This is a genomic window from Mesorhizobium sp. M1328 (assembly GCF_040318075.1).
GTDB lineage: Bacteria > Pseudomonadota > Alphaproteobacteria > Rhizobiales > Rhizobiaceae > Mesorhizobium.
Genome location: NZ_JAMYLO010000030.1, coordinates 1 through 18,802 on the forward strand (window position 1 = coordinate 1; position 18,802 = coordinate 18,802).

General features: G+C 61.0%; 20 protein-coding genes, 1 tRNA gene and 1 pseudogene. 11 read left to right on the top strand and 11 right to left on the bottom strand.

What is annotated here, in order from left to right:
• The 4 genes from NKH23_RS31470 to NKH23_RS31485 form a co-directional block, all read right to left on the bottom strand.
• On the bottom strand, nt 1–447 hold a 447-nt coding region (locus tag NKH23_RS31470), incomplete at its 3' end, for an ABC transporter permease subunit (protein ID WP_352916686.1).
• Nucleotides 447–1,178, bottom strand: a complete 732-nt coding sequence (locus NKH23_RS31475) for an ABC transporter permease (protein ID WP_352916684.1) — start codon at nt 1,176–1,178, stop codon at nt 447–449. The genes NKH23_RS31470 and NKH23_RS31475, both read right to left, overlap by 1 nt.
• Before the next feature lie 125 nt (nt 1,179–1,303).
• The gene (locus tag NKH23_RS31480; protein ID WP_352721547.1) at nt 1,304–2,098 is read right to left on the bottom strand and encodes a transporter substrate-binding domain-containing protein; all 795 of its coding nucleotides are present in this window, start codon (nt 2,096–2,098) and stop codon (nt 1,304–1,306) included.
• Between the two features lie 55 nt (nt 2,099–2,153).
• The gene (locus tag NKH23_RS31485; RefSeq protein ID WP_352721545.1) at nt 2,154–2,963 is read right to left on the bottom strand and encodes an ABC transporter ATP-binding protein; all 810 of its coding nucleotides are present in this window, start codon (nt 2,961–2,963) and stop codon (nt 2,154–2,156) included.
• Between the two features lie 217 nt (nt 2,964–3,180).
• Here NKH23_RS31485 and NKH23_RS31490 point away from each other — a divergent pair, with 217 nt between their 5' ends.
• Genes NKH23_RS31490 through NKH23_RS31500 form a run of 3 tightly spaced genes read left to right on the top strand, consistent with a single transcriptional unit; the run spans nt 3,181 to nt 6,371 of the window.
• Nucleotides 3,181–4,029 (top strand): dimethylarginine dimethylaminohydrolase family protein, encoded by an 849-nt coding sequence (locus NKH23_RS31490; protein ID WP_352721559.1) that lies wholly within the window; start codon nt 3,181–3,183, stop codon nt 4,027–4,029.
• On the top strand, nt 4,026–5,606 hold the full coding sequence (locus NKH23_RS31495) for a 5-guanidino-2-oxopentanoate decarboxylase (protein WP_352721544.1): 1,581 nt from the start codon (nt 4,026–4,028) through the stop codon (nt 5,604–5,606). The genes NKH23_RS31490 and NKH23_RS31495 overlap by 4 nt, the downstream gene beginning before the upstream one ends.
• A 57-nt stretch (nt 5,607–5,663) precedes the next feature.
• Entirely contained in the window at nt 5,664–6,371 is a 708-nt protein-coding gene (locus NKH23_RS31500) for an SDR family NAD(P)-dependent oxidoreductase (protein ID WP_352721542.1), read from the top strand.
• Between the two features lie 105 nt (nt 6,372–6,476).
• Here NKH23_RS31500 and rpsA read toward each other — a convergent pair whose 3' ends face one another.
• The 3 genes from rpsA to aroA all read right to left on the bottom strand — a co-directional run bounded on the left by rpsA (nt 6,477) and on the right by aroA (nt 10,661).
• Nucleotides 6,477–8,174 (bottom strand): 30S ribosomal protein S1, encoded by a 1,698-nt coding sequence (rpsA, locus tag NKH23_RS31505; protein WP_023676278.1) that lies wholly within the window; start codon nt 8,172–8,174, stop codon nt 6,477–6,479.
• Between the two features lie 204 nt (nt 8,175–8,378).
• The gene (gene cmk / locus NKH23_RS31510) at nt 8,379–9,029 is read right to left on the bottom strand and encodes a (d)CMP kinase (protein ID WP_352721541.1); all 651 of its coding nucleotides are present in this window, start codon (nt 9,027–9,029) and stop codon (nt 8,379–8,381) included.
• 273 nt (nt 9,030–9,302) lie between these two features.
• Complete coding sequence (aroA, locus tag NKH23_RS31515) at nt 9,303–10,661, bottom strand: 3-phosphoshikimate 1-carboxyvinyltransferase (RefSeq protein ID WP_352721539.1); 1,359 nt, start codon at nt 10,659–10,661, stop codon at nt 9,303–9,305.
• Between the two features lie 195 nt (nt 10,662–10,856).
• Between aroA and NKH23_RS31520 the strand changes: the two genes are divergently transcribed.
• From NKH23_RS31520 to NKH23_RS31530, 3 genes are all read left to right on the top strand, one after another.
• Nucleotides 10,857–11,246 (top strand): TIGR02300 family protein, encoded by a 390-nt coding sequence (locus NKH23_RS31520; protein ID WP_352721538.1) that lies wholly within the window; start codon nt 10,857–10,859, stop codon nt 11,244–11,246.
• Nucleotides 11,247–11,408: 162 nt separating this feature from the next.
• Nucleotides 11,409–11,484: transfer RNA gene (locus NKH23_RS31525), tRNA-Ala, on the top strand.
• A 300-nt stretch (nt 11,485–11,784) separates the two neighbouring features.
• The gene (locus tag NKH23_RS31530) at nt 11,785–12,651 is read left to right on the top strand and encodes an AlbA family DNA-binding domain-containing protein (protein WP_502912397.1); all 867 of its coding nucleotides are present in this window, start codon (nt 11,785–11,787) and stop codon (nt 12,649–12,651) included.
• Between the two features lie 820 nt (nt 12,652–13,471).
• Here NKH23_RS31530 and NKH23_RS31535 read toward each other — a convergent pair.
• Together NKH23_RS31535 and NKH23_RS31540 are read right to left on the bottom strand one after the other, a co-directional pair.
• Nucleotides 13,472–13,660, bottom strand: a pseudogene (locus NKH23_RS31535) (SOS response-associated peptidase); the annotation flags it as partial.
• Nucleotides 13,661–13,951, bottom strand: coding sequence for a DUF922 domain-containing protein (locus NKH23_RS31540; protein ID WP_353036355.1), 291 nt, complete (start codon nt 13,949–13,951; stop codon nt 13,661–13,663).
• Between the two features lie 1,317 nt (nt 13,952–15,268).
• Between NKH23_RS31540 and NKH23_RS31545 the strand changes: the two genes are divergently transcribed.
• Nucleotides 15,269–15,514 (top strand): hypothetical protein, encoded by a 246-nt coding sequence (locus NKH23_RS31545; protein ID WP_352721534.1) that lies wholly within the window; start codon nt 15,269–15,271, stop codon nt 15,512–15,514.
• 101 nt (nt 15,515–15,615) lie between these two features.
• Nucleotides 15,616–15,813: a hypothetical protein gene (locus NKH23_RS31550; RefSeq protein WP_352721532.1), complete on the top strand. Its 198-nt coding sequence runs from the start codon at nt 15,616–15,618 to the stop codon at nt 15,811–15,813.
• 62 nt (nt 15,814–15,875) lie between these two features.
• On the opposite strand, the gene NKH23_RS31555 is transcribed toward NKH23_RS31550, so the two are convergent.
• On the bottom strand, nt 15,876–16,100 hold the full coding sequence (locus tag NKH23_RS31555; RefSeq protein WP_352464442.1) for a hypothetical protein: 225 nt from the start codon (nt 16,098–16,100) through the stop codon (nt 15,876–15,878).
• A gap of 180 nt (nt 16,101–16,280) precedes the next feature.
• Here NKH23_RS31555 and NKH23_RS31560 point away from each other — a divergent pair, with 180 nt between their 5' ends.
• The 3 genes from NKH23_RS31560 (at nt 16,281) to NKH23_RS31570 (ending at nt 17,914) form a co-directional block, all read left to right on the top strand.
• The gene (locus NKH23_RS31560) at nt 16,281–16,499 is read left to right on the top strand and encodes a hypothetical protein (RefSeq protein WP_352916677.1); all 219 of its coding nucleotides are present in this window, start codon (nt 16,281–16,283) and stop codon (nt 16,497–16,499) included.
• Nucleotides 16,500–17,476: 977 nt separating this feature from the next.
• On the top strand, nt 17,477–17,608 hold the full coding sequence (locus NKH23_RS31565; protein WP_352464439.1) for a hypothetical protein: 132 nt from the start codon (nt 17,477–17,479) through the stop codon (nt 17,606–17,608).
• A gap of 57 nt (nt 17,609–17,665) precedes the next feature.
• Entirely contained in the window at nt 17,666–17,914 is a 249-nt protein-coding gene (locus NKH23_RS31570) for a DUF6894 family protein (protein ID WP_352464438.1), read from the top strand.
• Nucleotides 17,915–18,301: 387 nt separating this feature from the next.
• Here NKH23_RS31570 and NKH23_RS31575 read toward each other — a convergent pair whose 3' ends face one another.
• The gene (locus NKH23_RS31575; RefSeq protein ID WP_352721529.1) at nt 18,302–18,613 is read right to left on the bottom strand and encodes a hypothetical protein; all 312 of its coding nucleotides are present in this window, start codon (nt 18,611–18,613) and stop codon (nt 18,302–18,304) included.
• Between the last annotated feature and the right edge of the window lie 189 nt (nt 18,614–18,802).

The window sequence follows — 18,802 nt, forward strand, 5'->3', positions numbered from 1 at the left end:
ATACGAGATCGTCAGAGAAAGAACGGCGTAGGGCCATGCCTGCCTTAGAATGGGCCAGAGGGACGACTCGCGTATCCAGGGAAATTGCGGAAACAGCGAGCCCAGTCCGTAGTAGAGCAGCCACAGCTGGAGCAGCAGCGGCGTGCCGCGAATAATCGTGCAGAACACCTTGGCCGGCACGCTCAAAATCGGCGGGCCGATCACCTGCGCAAGGCCGAGGGGAATGGCGAGCGCGATGCCCAGCGCCGACGTTACCACAAGCAGCCAGATGGTTCGCCATATGCCTTGCAAAGCCAGCGGCAGATAGGTGGGTAGCCAATCCCAGCGCATGAGAAAAATCGATGCCAGTACGACAACCAGCGCGATCAAGATCAGCGCTATGCGGTGCGGCCGCATCCAGAGCGAGGCCCGTGCGGCGGCGTCAATGACTGGAGTTTCGGCCGCCATCAGTGCGATCCAGCTATCGACGGCATGCCGCGTCGCGCCCAGCGCTCAACGCGCCCGATAACGACGTTGGAGACGAGGGTCAGAGCGAGATAGAGCGCGCCCGCCGCCATGAAGAAGGTGAAATAAGCCTTCGTCGCGCCGGCGGCCGTCCGTGTGGTTTGGGTCAGTTCATTAACGCCGACGATCGCGAGAAGCGCGGTGTCCTTGGTGGCGATCAGCCACAGATTTGCCAGCCCCGGAATGGCGAAGGGCAGCATCGCCGGCAGCGTTATGCGCCTGAGAAGCAGGCCGGGAGGCATTCCATACGCCCGCGCGGCTTCGATCTGGCCCTGCGGAATGGCGCGGATCGCGCCGCGCAAGACTTCGGTGGAGTAGGCGCCCTGCACGACCCCGAGCACGCCTATGCCGGCGACAACCCCGTTGATGTCGATCGCGGCATAGCCGAGCGCGGTAAGCAACTGGTTGATGAGGTCGGTACCAGCGAAATAAAGCAGCAGGATCAGCACCAGCTCGGGCACTGCGCGGACCACTGTGGTGTAAACTTCCAGCAGGTCACGGACCACCGGCCCGCCATAGAGCTTGCCATAGGCGCCGCCTACGCCGATCAAAAGACCAACCCCAAAGGAACCGAAAGCAATTCCGACGGAGTTTGCCAGCCCATGCAGAAGGCTGAGACCCCTGCCGTTCGGCGGTTCGAAGGACAGCAATTCCAGCGAACTGGCTCCGAACATGGTGGCGAGAACGTCGCTCAGCTTATGTCCCCTGGACTTGCGGGTTGAGGCGCCAATGATGCGTCACGCCGGACATGCCCACCGCGACGACGGCGGCTAGGCATGCCGGCTTGATGCCGTTGCCGTCAGTTGGACTGTGACTCGCCGCCGTAGATGTCGAAGTCGAAGTACTTCTTGGTGATTTCGGCATATTTGCCATTGGCCCGAATGGCCTTGATGGCGGCATTGATCTTGTCCTTTAGTTCCGTGTCGCCTTGGCGCATGCCGGCGCCCACGCCAGGCCCGAGCACTTCAAGGTCGGGCGCGACATAACCCTTGAGGTCGCAGCACGCTTTGCCTTGGTCCGATTTCAAAAACGCGTCGAGCGCGATCGAATCGGCCTGCGTGGCATCGATTCGGCCGGCGCCGAGATCCTGATTTGCCTCGTCCTGCGTCTGGTATTCCTTGATTTCGGCGGCGTCGGTGAAGTGCTTCTTGGCGTAGGCGGCGTGCACCGTGGATGCCTGAACGCCGACTATCTTGGCTTTCAGCCCCTCAGGTGTCGCATCGAATTTCTGATCCTTGGCGCCGATCACCGCTGTCGGCGTGTTGTAATATTTGTCGGAGAAGTCGATTTCCTTCTTGCGTTCGTCGGTAATGGACATCGAATTCATGATCGCATCGATCTTCTTGGTCTTAAGTGCCGGGATGAGGCCGTCCCATGGGACTGGCGTCAATACGCAATCCAGCTTGGCTTCGCCGCAGATGGCATTGACGATGTCGACTTCCCAGCCACCCCACTTGCCGGAAGCATCCTGCGAGTAAAACGGCGGATAGGCTTCAGGCGAAAAACCCACCTTGATCTGTTCGGCGCTTGCCGAAAATGCGCTCGACAATGCGATCAGCGTGGCCGCGAGCGCCGTTTTGAGAAAAGGTTTCATTTTTTCAGTTCTCCCGTTTTTTGGTTTTGACGTTCCCGTCTGCTTTTCTCGCAAGTCATCCAACATTGCGCAGAAACTGCTTCAGCCTTTCGGATTTGGGTGCGCCGAAGATCTGTTCCGGCGGCCCTTCTTCCTCGACCAGCCCGTTATGGAGGTAGACGACATGCGTCGCGACCTCGCGGGCAAACTTCATCTCATGGGTGACCAGCACCATGGTGCGGCCTTCGCGCGCCAGGTCGCCGATCACCTTCAGCACCTCGCCGACCAGCTCCGGGTCGAGCGCCGAGGTCGGCTCATCGAACAGCATGACGCGCGGATTGATGGCCAGCGCCCTGGCGATCGCGGCGCGCTGCTGTTGGCCGCCCGACAGATAGGCGGGATAGACGTCGCGTTTTTCGGCCAGGCCGACGCGGGCGAGCAATTTCTCCGCCTCGCCGATCGCCACATCGCGCTTGACGCCGAGCACATGCACGGGAACCTCGATGACGTTCTCGATCAACGTCATGTGACTCCACAGATTGAAGTTCTGGAAGACCATGCCGAGTTTGGAGCGGATGCGTTCGATTTGCTTGCGGTCGGCGGGCACGGTGTGGCCGTAGCTGTCGGCCTTCAGCTTTATCTCTTCGCCATTGACCCGGATGATGCCGCTGGTCGGGTTCTCCAGGCAGTTGATGCAGCGCAGCAGCGTCGACTTGCCCGAGCCGCTGCCGCCGATGATGGCGATCACCTCGCCATCGCGCGCCGACAGCGAAACGCCCTTCAATACATGCAGTTTGCCGAAATTCTTGTGCAGGTTCTCGACGTGGATGGCTTCGGCAGCGCCGTTCTGCGCCGTATGCTTCAGGGCGGTGGCCGGCGCTGTCATCGTCGCGGTGCCCCGCGGAGCAGCCGAGGCAGTCCTTGCTGGAATTTTTTACCCATTACCCGTCACTGGACAGCGTTCCGATTCTCAAGATGGACCGTTCCGCTTGCCTCCGTCAACCGCAGTTTTTGGACCATTGATCACGGCCAGCCGAGTGGCTATTGGCAGGGCGGGCGCGTTTCAGGAGAATTTAGTGGGCAAAGCATACGGGTCTCAGTCGATGGCCGGGCCGCTGCAGCGTGTGCTGATGCGCTCCGCCGCCAGCGCCATGCATCGAGCCAAAGCACTGGATTGGCACTATGGCCCGGGCTTCGATCCGCAAAAGGCGGCGGCCCAGCACGAAGCGTTGGCCAGGCTGATTTCGGCCTCAGGCGCCGAGATCGAATGGCTGAGCGACGCCGATGACGGGCTTGCCGATTCTGTCTTTACCCACGATCCCTCGCTGATGACCGATCATGGCGCGGTCATCCTTGCCATGGGCAAGGCGCTGCGCCGGCCCGAGCCCGGCCTGCACGAGGCAGCCTACGGGCGCATGGGCATCCCCGTCCTCGGCCGTATCGAGGCTCCCGGCCAGGTCGAGGGCGGCGACTGCGTGTGGGTGGATGCAAACACGCTGGCCGTTGGCCGCGGCGTGCGCACCAATCAGCACGGCATCCAGCAGCTCTCCAACCTGCTTTCACCCAAGGGCATCCAGGTCTACGGCTTCGACCTGCCGCTCTGGCAGGGCGAGGAGGCCTGCCTGCACCTGATGTCGGTGATCAGCCCGCTCGCCGACGATCTGGCGCTGGTCTATGCGCCGCTCCTGCCGGTCGCCTTCCATCAGATGCTGCGCGAACGTGGCATTCGGCTGGTCGAGGGCGACGCCGACGAATTCTTCGCCTCGAATGGGCTCAGCCTGAACGTCCTGCCGACCGCGCCGCGCCAGGTTATCGCCGTTGCCGGTTTTCCGAAGACGGCGGCTGCCATGCAGGCCGCTGGCTGTACGGTCTCGACATTCGAGGCCGATGCGCTGTGCGTTGCCTGCGAGGGCGGCCCGACCTGCCTCACACGCCCGGTGTTAAGACAATGACGACGATCGGCGAAGCGCTCATCACCTTGCTCGAAGCGCACGGCGTCGACACCGTCTTCGGCATTCCCGGCGTGCACACGGTCGAGCTCTACCGCGGGCTGGCGCGGTCGAAGATCCGTCACGTCACGCCGCGCCACGAGCAGGGCGCCGGCTTCATGGCCGACGGCTATGCGCGCGCCAGCGGCAAGCCGGGCATCGCCTTCGTCATCACCGGGCCGGGGCTGACTAACACCATCACCGCCATGGGCCAGGCGCGCGCCGATTCGGTGCCGATTCTGGTAATCTCGGGCGTCAACGCCACACCGACGCTGGGCAAAGGCCTTGGCCATCTGCATGAACTGCCGGACCAGCGCGGCATGATGGAGAAGGTGGCGCTGTTTTCGCACCGTGTCACCGAGGCCGGCGAACTGCCCGGCGTGCTCGCCCGTGCCTTTGCGCTGTTTTCATCCTCGCGTCCGGGTCCGGTGCACATCGAGATCCCGACCGATGTCATGAGCCTGCCTGCCAACGGCATCGTGCCGCTGCTGCGGAATTCAGCGCCGCCCGAGCCGGATGTGGCGGCGATTGCAGAGGCGGCAAGGCTATGCGCGTCTGCCCGCCGGCCGCTTATCCTGGCCGGCGGCGGCGCCAAAGCTGCCGAAGCGCCGTTGCAGCGCCTGGCCGAGAGGTTGGGAGCGCCGGTCGTCCAGACCGCCAATGCGCGCGGCCTGCTCTATCGCCATCCGCTTGGCGTGCCGGCCAGCCCCAGCCTGAAGGCGGTGCGTGCGCTAATGGCCGATGCCGACCTGGTCATTGCCGCCGGCACCGAATTCGGTCCGACCGACTATGATGGCTATGGCGACGGCGGTTTTGTCCTGCCCGCCAATCTGATCCGCATCGACATCGGCGCCGACCAGCTTGCCCGCCGGCCTGCGCGGATTTCGATCCAGGCCGATTGCGGAGCGGCGCTCGACGCGCTGCATGCCGAACTCGGCACGGGCGAGGCGCAATCGGGCGACGGCGCCGCTCGCGCCGCCGCGACGCGGCAAGCGGCCTTTGCCGAGATTGGCCCGGCTATGCAGGCGCAATTGCGCGCCGTCGAGACGATCCGTGATGCACTGCCTGGCGCGATCATCGTCGGCGATTCGACCCAGCCGGTCTACGCCGCCAACCTCTACTACGATCACGACCGGCCGGGCGGCTGGTTCAACGCCGCCACCGGCTTCGGCGCGCTCGGCTATGGCCCGCCGGCGGCGATCGGTGCCGTCCTTGCCAGGCCTGAGGCGCCGGTCGTTTGCCTCACCGGCGATGGCGGCTTCCAGTTCACCCTGCCGGAACTGGGCGCCGCGCTCGACGCGGCGGCGCCGGTGATCTTCACCGTCTGGAACAATCGTGGCTACCGCGAGATCGAAACCTCGATGCTCGACGTCGGCGTCGAACCGGTCGGCGTCTCCCCGGCACCGCCGGATTTCTGCAAATTGGCCGAAGCCTATGGCATTGCCGCCGAGCGGATTTCCGGCGCTGGCGGCTTGGCGGACGCGCTTGGGCGCGCGCGGGCGACTGGACGACCTTACGTCATCGAGATTTCGGTTGAGTGATCGCGCGAAAGGCGCGACCTTCCGCATCGGCGGCGCGCAATGACGGAGCGGTCGAATATGACGGAAACACTGGACGGCAGACATATCGTGGTGACCGGCGGCACCGGTGCGCTTGGCGGCGCGGTCGTAGGGAAACTGCTGGAGCAGGGCGCGATCTGCCATGTGCCCAATGCCCATGCTGCCGCGCCTGCGCATTTTCCCTTTCCGGCGCATGACCGCGTCAGGCTGGCGCACAATGTCGACCTTGCCGACCCTGCCAAGGTCGACGCCTTCTATGCCAGCGTTCCAGATTTATGGGCATCGGTGCATCTTGCCGGCGGCTTCACCGCCGCGCCGGTCGAGAAGATCGAGCCCGCCTCCTTTGCCGAGATGATGGACACCAACGCCCGCACCACCTTCCTGTGCTGCCGCGCGGCGATACGCTCGATGCTGGAATCTTCCGTGTCGGGCCGCATCGTCAATGTCACCGCGCGAGCCGGGCTCGATCCGCGGCGCGGCTCCGGCAAGGTGGCCTACGCTGCCGCCAAGGCGGCGGTCGCCGCGATGACCGTGGCGATGGCCGAAGAGCTGAAGGGCAACGGCATCCTGGTCAATGCCGTGGCGCCCTCGACGCTCGACACACCGGCCAACCGGGCTGACATGCCGAACGCAGATTTCAGCAGATGGGTCAGCCTTGAAGCGGCGGCCGAAGCCATTGCCTATCTTGCCTCGCCGGCCAACATGGCCATCAGCGGCACGCTGGTGCCACTTTACGGCAGGGCCTAAGCCTGCGGCTCGTCACAAGCAAAAGGTCACAAGCAAAAGCCCCGCCGGATCGTTCCGGCGGGGCTTTTTATTTCGTTTATAACCCGCGCGAGGCGCGGTGTTGGCTTAGCTGCCCTGCTTCTTCAGCGCGGCACCCAGGATGTCGCCCAGCGAAGCGCCGGAGTCGGTCGAACCGTATTGGGCGACCGCTTCCTTCTCTTCGGCGATTTCCAGCGCCTTGATCGAGACCTGCAGCTTGCGGGTCTTCTTGTCGAAGGCGATGACGCGGGCGTCGACCTTCTGGCCGACGGTGAAGCGCTCGGGGCGCTGCTCGTCGCGGTCACGGCTGAGGTCGGAGCGCTTGATGAAGGTCTCGATGCCGCTGTCGACCAGCCGCACTTCCAGACCGCCATCCTTCACGCCGATAACCTCGCAGGTCACGACCGCGTTCTTGCGCAGTTCGCCTGACGTCGCGGCTTCGCCGACCGTGTCCTTGGCCAGCTGCTTGATGCCGAGCGAGATGCGCTCCTTGTCGATGTCGACGTCGAGCACCTGCGCCTTGACCATGTCGCCGCGATTGTACTCCTCGATCACCTGCTCGCCCGGACGGGTCCAGTCGAGGTCGGAAAGGTGGACCATGCCGTCGACGTCGCCTTCGAGGCCGATGAACAGGCCGAACTCGGTCTTGTTCTTGACCTCGCCCTCGACCTGGCTGCCGACCGGATGGCTGCGCGCGAAGGCCTCCCACGGGTTCTCCAGCGTCTGCTTGAGGCCGAGCGAGATACGGCGCTTGGCCGGATCGACTTCGAGCACCACCACGTCGACTTCCTGCGTTGTCGACAGGATCTTGCCAGGATGCACGTTCTTCTTGGTCCACGACATTTCCGAAACGTGGATGAGGCCTTCGATACCCGGCTCCAGCTCGACGAACGCGCCGTAGTCGGTGATGTTGGTAACGGTACCCTTGATCTTCTTGCCGATCGGGAACTTGGTGCCGATCTCGGACCACGGATCGCTCTCGAGCTGCTTCATGCCGAGCGAGATGCGGTGGGTTTCCTGGTTGATGCGGATGATCTGCACCTTGACCGTCTGGCCGATATTGAGGATTTCGGTCGGATGGTTGACGCGGCGCCATGCCATGTCGGTGACGTGCAGCAGGCCGTCGATGCCGCCGAGGTCGACGAACGCACCATAGTCGGTGATGTTCTTGACGACGCCTTCGACCACCTGGCCTTCTTCGAGGTTCTGCACGATTTCCGAACGCTGTTCGGCGCGGCTTTCCTCAAGCACGGTGCGGCGCGACACCACGATGTTGCCGCGGCGGCGATCCATCTTGAGGATCTCGAAGGGCTGCGGGTTGTGCATCAGCGGCGAGACGTCGCGGATCGGGCGGATATCGACCTGGCTGCGCGGCAGGAAAGCCACCGCACCGTCGAGGTCGACGGTGAAGCCGCCCTTGACCTGGTTGAAGATGACGCCTTCGACGCGTTCGCCCTTGGTGAACTTCTCTTCGAGACGGACCCAGCTCTCTTCGCGGCGAGCCTTTTCGCGCGACAGCATGGCTTCGCCAAGCGCGTTCTCGATACGCTCGACATAGACCTCGACCGTGTCGCCGACCTTGAGCGTCGTGTCCTTGCCCTTGACGCCGAATTCCTTCAGCGGCACGCGGCCTTCGACCTTGAGGCCGACGTCGATGATGGCCATGTCCTTCTCAATGGCAGTGATGATGCCCTTGACGACCTGGCCTTCGCCGGAATGGCCGGCGGAAAATGATTCTTCGAGCAGGCTCGCGAAATCGTCGCGAGTGGGATTTGCAACTGACATAGTTTCTCCTGGAATGCCCCGCAATCTGTCGCGGGGCGGCGCCGTGGGTTAGCGTTGCGTTGGCCTGCCGGCGTTCCGGGGCAAAAAGCCCCTGGCCGCCCTTGAGCGGCAATTCCGGCGCATGAAGAATGCTGGCAGGCTGGTTCACGCCCAATATGGGAATTCTTTTGTCGCCGGCAATCGGCGGCGGCAGGAAAACCCGGCTCAGGCTTCGTTTCTCTTAGCCAGGACGTCGTCGATGATCGCCTGAGCTGCCAGAAACGCGGCCTCTATAGCCATTTCCGACGTGTCGAGCAAGTGCGCATCGGCGGCCGGCTTCAAGGGCGAGTCCATGCGGCCCATGTCGCGCTCGTCGCGGCGCACGATATCGGCAAGGATTTCATCGAAATTGGCAGTGCCGCCGATGCTCTCGATTTCGTCCAGCCGCCGCTTTGCCCGCACCTCGGCGCTGGCCGTGACATAGAGTTTTACGTCGGCATCGGGACAGACGACAGTGCCGATGTCGCGGCCGTCGAGCACCGCACCCGGCGGGGTTTTTGCGAAGGCACGCTGCTTGTCGACCAATATGCGCCGGACCGACGGGATGACAGCCACTTTCGAAGCCGCCTCGCCGATCGCGTGTGCCGAAAGCACGGCGCGGTCGAGCTTTGCCAGATCGACCTGACGAGCCGCGGTTTCAGCGGCAGAGACATTGTCGAGCGGCAGGCCGAGCCGGAGCAGCGAATGCGCCACCGCGCGATAAGTAAGGCCGGTGTCGAGCAGGTTCAGCCGGTAGTGATCGGCCAGCCGCCGGGCAAGAGTGCCCTTGCCGGCGCCGGCGGGACCGTCGATGGCAATGGTGAAGGTTGAGGTCATTGGCCGCCCACCGGAATCGAAAAGCGCAATGATCCAGATTGGCGTAGCGATCCTTCGCGCCCCCCTCTGTCCTGCCGGACATCTCCCCCACTTGGGGGGAGATCGGCGGCCATCGCGGCTTTCGCCAATTGTCTACGTCGCAGGATTGAGCGGAGCGCCGAAGCTGCCAATCTGCCTCCTTGTGGGGGAGATGTCCGGCAGGACAGAGGAGGGCGCTGTCCCGCCGACGTTCCAGTTTGGCCCCAACCCCCAAGGCTAGTGATTGCCATCAAGCTACTCGATCTCCGCACCGAGCCCCTTCATCAGCCCCATGAATTCCGGAAAGCTCGTTGCGATCATCGCCTGGTCGTCGATGGTCACCGGCTTTTCCGTCGCCAGCCCCATCACCAGAAAGCTCATGGCGATGCGGTGGTCGAGATGGGTCTGGACGATGGTGCCCTGTCCGTTGGGATGCTGGCCGAGGCCCTTGCCGCCGGGTTTTCCGCGCACGACAAGCGAGGCCTCGCCTTCGCTGCAGTCCACGCCGTTGAGCTTCAGCCCTTCGGCCACTGCCGACAGCCGGTCGGATTCCTTCACGCGCAGCTCTTCCAGGCCAAGCATCAGCGTTGCGCCCTCGGCGAAGCTGGCCGCCACGGCAAGCACCGGATATTCGTCGATCATGGTCGGCGCCCGTTCGGGCGGTACGGTGACGCCTTTCAGCTCGGAGTAACGCACGCGCAGGTCGGCGACGTCTTCGCCGCCTTCATTGCGGCGGTCGAGAATGTCGATCCGGGCGCCCATTTCCTGCAGCGTCAGCAGAAGACCTGTGCGGGTCGGGTTCATCAGCACGTTTTCGATGGTGATGTCCGAGCCCGGCACGATCAGCGCCGCCACCAGCGGAAAGCCGGCCGAGGAGGGGTCGCCAGGCACCGCGATCGTCTGCCCCATGAGCTTGCCCTGGCCTTCGATGAAAATGTGGCGCACGCCGCGCTCGTCGGTCTCGACCGACAGATTGGCGCCGAACCCCTTGAGCATCTTTTCGGTGTGGTCGCGCGTCATCACCGGCTCGATGACGGTCGTAATACCCGGCGTGTTCAACCCGGCCAGCAGCACCGCCGACTTGACTTGTGCCGAGGCCATCGGCACGCGGTAGGTGATCGGCGCGGCGTGCTTGGGCCCGTGCAGCGTGATCGGCATGCGGTCGCCAGGCGTCGCCTTCAGCACCTGCACGCCCATCTGGCGGAGCGGTTCGAGCACGCGGCCCATCGGCCGGCCCGACAGTGAGGCGTCGCCGATGAAGGTGGTTTCCATGTCATAGGTGCCGACCAGGCCCATGGTGAGGCGTGAGCCCGTGCCGGCATTGCCGAAATCGAGCGGGCCTTCCGGCTGCAGCAGCGCGCCGTTGCCGGTACCGCGGATCACCCACTCAGCGCCATGCTTCTCGATATGAGCGCCCATGGCCTTCATGGCAGCGCCCGTACGCATTACGTCCTCGCCTTCCAGCAGCCCGGTGATGCGGGTTTCGCCGGAGGCCAGGCCACCGAACATGAACGAGCGGTGCGAGATCGACTTGTCGCCCGGCACCCGTGCCGCGCCTGAAAGGCCAGATGATTTGCGGGCGGTGGCCTGCTTCGGGGCGGCAGTGTGCGACATGGTTCTTTCCTGGGAAACGCCGGCGGCCGGCCATTTTCGTCTGGTTTGCGCGGTCTCCTATCATGGCGGACCGAAATGGTCATCCCCTTGGTATGAAGGCCTTCGAATTCAAGCTTTTTGGGACGCCGGCTTTTCGCTTTGACAGCGCCGTAAACTCTGGTTAAGGGGACCAAACTTTCATCGACGAGGCTTGCTGTGGCAAAACCCGAACTTGGCACCAAACGCATCGACCCGGAGACGGGTCGAAAATTCTATGACTTGAACAAGGACCCGATCGTCTCGCCTTACACGGGCAAGAGCTATCCGCGCTCCTATTTCGAAGAAGGCAAGATCGCCGCCCTCGAGGAGGAAGAGGAAGTTGCCGAGAAGGAAGTAGACACCGAGGAGGAAGAGGGCGTCGAGGTCGTCTCGCTCGAAGAGGCGGACGAGGACGCGAAGGCCGACGAGCTTCCCGATCTCGGCGATGACGAGGACGACGTTGACCTTGGCGATGACGAGGATGACACATTCCTCGCCGACGAGGAGGAAGAAGATGATGACGTTGCCGACATGATCGGCGTCGGCGAAGACGACGACGAAGTCTGAGCGAACCGCATTCGCCGGCTTTCGCCGCGCCGCCTAGAAAAAGCGGTTCTTGAAGGCTTGATATTGACTGAAGGCGGGGTTAGAAGCCGCCTGCACTAACGGCGCGGTCTCAACCCGCGCCGGATCTCTTCGCCGGAAACGGCGCCGGCGAACTGCCGGAGTGGGGCCATAGCTCAGTTGGGAGAGCGCTTGAATGGCATTCAAGAGGTCGTCGGTTCGATTCCGATTGGCTCCACCAGTTCTTCCTACAAGGAAATCAACAACTTAGTTGATGTCCGGTTTCGGGCCATTCTGCTAAAAATCCCTTGGGGCACCGCCAGACTCCTTTTCGACCTAGAAAAGAGTTTGCCCCGCTGGGGGCGTTATTATTTACACTGCTCCTCGCCGGGGGTGATACACAATGACTTTCGATGAGTGGATGTCTGGTGGCGAGGTCCGACTGGCCGAAGCAATCCAGCAAGCTGCGTAAGAAACTCTGCAGCTCGACTTTAAAGGTTCGGCTGCCGGGAAGCCCGGCGCACTGTTCAACGACGGCAAGCTGACAAAGGACGGGCGGCGAGCTATCGGAAAAGTGCTTTCGGCGTTTAGCAACTCGGCTGGCGGGGTGGTGTTAATCGGCGTGGATTGCAGATCGATTGGGGAGGGGGCGGACGTCGCTCAAGCGCTCGATCCTGTACCAGTCTGGGAGACGGCCTTGAGCGCGGTAAGCTCGGCCGTTGGAGACCTACTACAGCCGAAGAACGGTGGCATTCGAGTGGCCGGATTTCCGTCTATGAATGATAATTCCGTTGGTTACCTATTAATCGACGTCCCTCGTTCGGAACGACGTCCGCACATGTGCAACATGGCGAAGCAGTATTTTAAGCGATCTGCTTCGAGCAGCTATGCGATGGAGCATTTCGATATCGAAGACGCTTTTCGCAGAAACGGCTCTCCGGACCTGGATCTTGTATATGACTTCACGGAGAACATGACCTCCGGACCGCTGGTGAACGCCTCAATCAGCTTAGCGATAAAGAACGAGGGCCTAGCGACAGCTAAGCATGTTTCGCTGACCGTTATTGAGCGGTCGGGGGTTAGGACAAAAAATGGCAGCCCATATGGCGCCGCGCTGACCAAGGTTCAACAATTCGGAGAGAGTCTTCGCCTAATCGGCCCAGAGGGTTTCGTGGTGAACCCTGGTGATACGCAAATCTTCGAGCATTTCGCAATCCAGTTCAACTTCGAAGGGCCGGTTTTCAAGGCAGGCGGAATGCCAATCGACGCCGCGACCTTTCTTTCGCGGTATTCACTCAGCGCCGAAAACATGCGCCCGAAACAAGGAACTTTAGTCTTGGGTCCTGCTGATTTCGATCGTGGGGCCCGCCTATTGAAACCAGGCAACATAAAGATGAGCCCACCATGAGGCGGGGTGCTCTGAAGGGACTGTTTGCCCGCTGTTTTCAAGCATGAATCCCTGTTGGCGCGGCTCACTGCTCCTCCACTGTTCTCAGTGGGGAACGGCCGCCGGACGCTGTTCCGCCGCTGTTTTCAGCGAGCGTGCTAACCGTTCCCCAACTGTTTTCAATTGCAGCGGTTAATCCGGAATCCCCGAATTAAATTCGGCTCAAGCCCTTGGCGGCACCACTCAAACGAATGGCAATTATCTGTCTGAATGCGTTTAGGGTCCATTCGCGGAGGCCCACGCATCCGTCGCGTGGGGGACACAGTAACTTCCCCTTTAAAGGCGTCGAGATGCCACGAGCACCGAAAAGTCAGTTCCTTAGACCTAAAGATCGAGCGATCTGCCAGCGGGTTGTCGACCAGATAGCCGCCGACGCCAAATCGTACAGCACCTCGATAGACAGCCAGATTCTCGCGTCGACCACACTGTCTCTCTTTCAATCGGGGGTCGTCAATGAAGTGAATTTGCTGGCACATGTTCGCGCGCGTCGCCATGACTTCACCAAGCAGGCCGGCACTGCGTCGCAGGTCGCTTCTTGACGCCCTCAGGAGCTGGCCGGCATGCACCGGCACTCGCCACCTTGCCCGATAGCGAGTGAAAAAATGGGTGGCCTGAGGCGCTCACCCACTCTGACGAGTAGCATGCTGTTCCGACGCTGTTCTGAGCATCCGACTCAACCGGGTGTGCCAGTCCGTTTTGAGAATCCGGTAACGAACCGCTCCCTCACGGCGCTTCTCGCTTCATCCTGTCGATGATCTCTATTATCGTAACCGCTGTTCTCAGGCCACGGCATTCCCCAGTGGAGATTGGCAAGCTCGCGCGCGCGGTCCTGCGCATTGCGGACTACAGGCCCGAATTGGTTGGGATAGATGTCAATGGAGGGTTCAAGGTTGCCTACGACATCGCGCAAGGCGCGGGTCCATTGGCGGATCGCTTCGTGCGACGTGGTGATGTTGTAGAGATTGCTCAACTATGGTTCTCGATAAAATTCTGTCGTGGCTTTTCCAACCGCACCGTTGGGTCCGTTTTGCTCGTCAACGTATTGCTGGTTCACTTTTTTGAATTTTTGATCGATGGAATGCAACCGCTGAGCAACAAAGCTCCTGAGACGATTACAACTGCGGTCGTTCTTCATCGACAGGTTAGCCGTTAACTCATCCATGGCGTTAGTCGTTTGAATGGCCCACTGTCGCGTTTTCGCGTCACTAGCGACCACTGTGGATAGGAACGCGTTCCAACGCTTTCGCAATTTCGGCGACACCTTGCCCTCTAGCCGCGGCTAGGTCGTAATAAGATACAGCGTATAATCCGCCTCCCTGACATAGCAAGTGGATGGCTCCGAATGGGCAAACTCAATCTCGCGTCTTATGGTTGCCGTCAGCTTGGCTCCCCCACGTCGGGTCAACTGTCGGCCGATTTCCTTGCTGGAGATTCCCGTAATTCCGTAGGGGGTATCCTTTGGGATGACTTTGACACCGGCCTGCGCAACTGAAGCACAAATCAATGTTCCAGCCATCGCCAAAGCGGCGAACAAGTTGGATGCTGCCGATGCTGCTCGCATATAGCCCCCACTAACGTTTACCAAAAATTGGCCACCGACTTGTCCCGGCAGCTAAACTTGCCGCCCGTACCCGAGTCCTTGATGCTTCCGTTGCAGAAGCGGCCGTTGGAATATGTTACTCGTACAGGACAACTGGTGGTCAGGTGTACCCCGCTCACGCGCAAATCGCCAACTGCCGAGGCCGCGCCAGACAGCTTGCAGGCAGCAAATACCCCTAATTCCACGCTGCGTTACCCAGCCAAGCGGACAGCATCACCGATCAGCGGCCGAAAATTTGGATAAGCGCCCTAAGATCTCGCCGCCCCTTCCATCACAGACGAAAATGTCTGCCCTTGAGCATCAGGATATTCGGATCATCTTCCTCGTCTTCATCGGGCTCCTAAGCGGCCGGTGCCTCCAGCAGGTCGATGGCGGGCATCATTGAAAACAACGAAATGTAGGCGCGACTGCGGAGTGCTTAGTTTGATTTGACTCGCGTAATGCACCGGCAGTTTAATCTCCTGTCAGGGCAAAGAGGGGCCACGAACAGGGAGAAAACAATGGCCGTGCAAAAGGAAGACTACCGAACGAACAGAGCCGACTTTGCCATCGCTGCTATGCATAGTCGAGCGACCGCTGAGGACGACCGTGCCGAGCTAGTCGCATCAAGAAAGTCCCTTTGGCTCAGAGATCGGCGATCTGCAATATTGGTTGCAAACCCGTCAGAAAGCACCCCTCAACCGAAGGCTAAACCGCGCGGTTAGCGGGTCAGGTCGTAGCCACTTCCTCCTGCTATCGTCAATCGCGCCCTTGCGAGGGCGAAGCTTTTGACGTTGCGTGTGAGTAGGGGGATATCACATTGCGCAAACACCACACCTTCGCGGCGGCGGGGGCCGCGATTATCCTTTTGAGCGGATGCTCTGGTTCCGGGCCCAAGGATGCCGGATGGGGGTTCGCCAGGCCGAGGCAGCCATCGCATTGGTTCTGTTTTGAACACCGTGCCGACGGAGAAGCGTATCTTAAGGGGCACGTCGAAAAATGATCAGCCCGCCAAGACGACAGGGCGAATATGCCGATCGCGAAATCGATTGCCAGGAGGCAATGGAGCCGGGCTTTCAGGCGATCGTCGACCTGCATGATCGATGCGGGCTGGGCGCCCGGGGAGGTCATGCGGTCGCTCAAGAGGCTCATCGCTGCCGACAACATGATGCAGAAGGAAAAATGCCAAGAGTCGAGGCGCAACTCGTCATTGCGCGCGCCATGATGCGCTTCGGCCGGCCTTGACGATCGACAGCCCAGCGCCAGTATCCTGGCGATGGATGGGAACGATATCGGCCCCCATGTGTTAGAAATCCATGGACACTATGGAACCCCAGGGCCACGGGATGGCGGCCGATATTTTGACATCGGAAGTTGCCAATGCCAGGCAGCGCATCCACCGGACCGAGCTCGCGCTTCAACGCACTGAAGAAATGCTGGCCGAGAATCTTGCGCTGTGCAGCAGGATACGAACTGCGGTCGAGGCCGCAGACCGCTTGGTGGAGATCGATCCCGCCAGCGTTGAAGGACGCCGCGCGGGTTGACCTGGGCTGGCGTTTCATTCGTCGCGACCTTCAGGCCACCGGCGCCCAGGCCACCGGCGTCATCACCGTGCGAACAAGCCGGAACCAACGGCGACCACAAGCGGTTTACCAATCGAAGGGACCGCAATGGATTCGGAATAATGGAATTTTTGGATATGGAACTGGCGAGAGCCCGACAGCGGCTTAACCGGGCCGAGCGCTCCCTCGAACGTGCAAATGAAATGCTGGATGAAGGCTGCGGTGTCGGCATCAATATCGCGCTGTGCAGCAGGATCCGGGCTGCGCAACGACGCGTGGCCGAGGCGAGATTGCGGTTGACGAAGATCGAGCCTGGCCAGCCTGGCCGCACGGAGCAGCTCACAAGGTTTGAGCCTATTGGCCGATAGCCGCACAGCGATCTAGCGGCAGAGCGATAGGTCTGGCTCATGCGAAGCGGATGCGGCGTGGGCTGAACCGGCCTGCAGCTCGTGAGCCTGGCGATCGAGCTGACCTGCCCGGCCGGCGTGCTGCCGAGCGAGGAGGCAGTCAACTTGCTCTATGGACCGTTGCCGGTGCATGAGGGCGAGGCGCTTGCAAAGGCCATCATCGAAACCGTCGACCGACTGACCCGGTGCCGAGACCAAGTCAGTGACCAAGCCCTAAAGCTTCGGCCGCAGATCGAGGGTCAACAGACGCGCTTCTCTTAGGATCGAGGCACGATCGAGCCCGATCAGAGATGCGATGTCACGTATTTGCTGCTCAGTGGCACCGGACTCCCGTGCAAGCGCGCGTAGATTTTCGTCCGTCAGGCCTGCCGGCCTTGATTCTTTTTTCGGCCATCACACCAATGCCTCCGGTTGGGGCAGGAGTGCGATGGTCGCTCCCAAGCGTCAGCGCCCATGGTGCGTAGCTGGCGATCTTTCATAGTACGTTCTCGCGCCGATTTTAGCCAGTGGCCTTCGTTTTAGGCAGTGTCTCGGGTGACACTACCTTCTTTTAGTGGTCCTGATCCTCGTCGTCGAAGGCCAGCAGCGAAGCGTGGCGTACCATGATCATTTTATTAAATTAGCAATGATGCATGAACGGGCGTATAATCCGCTCCAGCTGGGGGCGAACGCTCTCAGCCGGTACGCCCAGCGGCCAAATCGCCCCTCCAACTGCCGTCGCGCTATCAGGTTATGATGGGTGACGACGTGAGACGGGATAAGCACAATCCGCCAACTATGAAGGGCAAAATCCACGGGTCGCCGGACAACGACGAACCGGGGCATTTGGAGTTCTGCCCAATTTGCGGCCAGACATTCGACAAGCGAAACCTTGTCGAAGTGCTGCATCATCACCTTCCCGAGCATGAGCCGTTCGCGACGGATAGGTGACAGAGGTCGAAGCCGCCTCGGTATTCCGCGAATTGGATAAAAAGTCCCGCCGCACATGCCAGGACGGCGGGATCCGATCAAGTGGCTTGCACCAGGCTGGGGGGATGCGGGGGTTGGGCTTGCCCGGTGCACGGGGACCGTCCGGAACTTTAGGCCCATCATCTGCAATGCGTCCACCAACCGTCGGTGGAAGAAATTCGGCTACCGACAGATCGGTCATCCCGGATCGCTGTGGCCAGCAACTCGTGCCAGTGACGGCATCTCGTGTGAAAGCCTTTGTTGAAGAAACTAAGGAACGGCTCACGCGCATGGCCGAGGAAGGCGGCAAGGTGACAATCGACCTTGGAACGCTTATGACGATTGATATCGACCAGGTCAGGCTGGTCGAGAAGTACAGGGCGCCGAAGCGCAAAAAGCCCCTGCGGGACATGCTGAATTAGCTCTTTGTATGTAAAAAACAGACATTGAACATTTTCCGGCAATCCTAGTTAGGATGGATGCCGCGCTATTTCTTCGACTTGTCCAGCAATGGAGAGACCTTCCCAGACCCTGAAGGTTCAGAGCTTCCGAGCCTGGAATCTGCGGAGGACGAGGCAGCAAAAACGCTGCTTGAAATCGCAAGAGAAAAGCTGTCCGATGGCACCTACCACGAGGCTGGCATTCAAGTCCGCGACGAAGCAGGCAACCAGCTAGTCCAGATCGTGGTCAAATTCGAACTGAACCGCATAGCGCCCATCAGACAATGAATCGATGGGAACCTGATCGTCTTCACCTTGAAGGTGCCCGGTTATGCCAAGCGCGGGCGTGGCGTCATGTGGACGACCTTCATTCGACTATCGAAGAGACGCGTCGGACAATCGAAGCATCGCGCCAGTTGCTGGCCCAGCTAGCCGCCAAAGAGGACCGGCCCCTGATAACTGATCAAGAAGAACGGCCACCCGTCCCGGACTGGCCGCCGCCTATCGCGGAACCTAGCTGAGACTAGTGTAATCGGCCGCCCGGCCTGGGCTCGCCCTTCATCCAAAAATGGCGCACCCGTGCCCGGTCAGTGCACGTTTCTGCCTGTAGTTTGAACCGCGAGCACCGGGACTCGACCAGGCAGCGGGCTGAAATGACCGCTGAGCAAAACTCCGTTACTTGTTGCAGTTCTGCATATCCGACGTCATAGCCCCGCTGGGGGTGTTGTTGTCGGCATCGTTGCCCGCCGTATCCTTGCAGCGGTCCTCCATACCGTTTGTCTGCGGCGTGGTGGCATTCGTTGCGTTCGGATCGATCGTGTTCGGGGTAGTTGCGCTGCCAGTCCCGGTGTTGCCGCCGGAAGTGCCTGTGTTGACGCCGGTATTGGGGCCGTTACCCGTTCCGCCGGTCCCGGAGCCCATCGATTGTGCCATGGCAGATGTAGCCAGACCGATAGCAAGTAGGGATGCAGAGAGAATTTTGATCATCTTAGTGTCTCCATCGAGTTGCATCGCGCTATCGCGATCTATACCCAACGAGAGTTTTTTCGAGATGTTCCGTTGGACAGAAATAGTGATCGATACAATCACTATGGACCTTTGTTGCTCGTCGTTTCATGAATGCGACGCCGAAATTCCTGCCGCATAGCGGCAATTTCGTCTGGAACCAAATCGAGC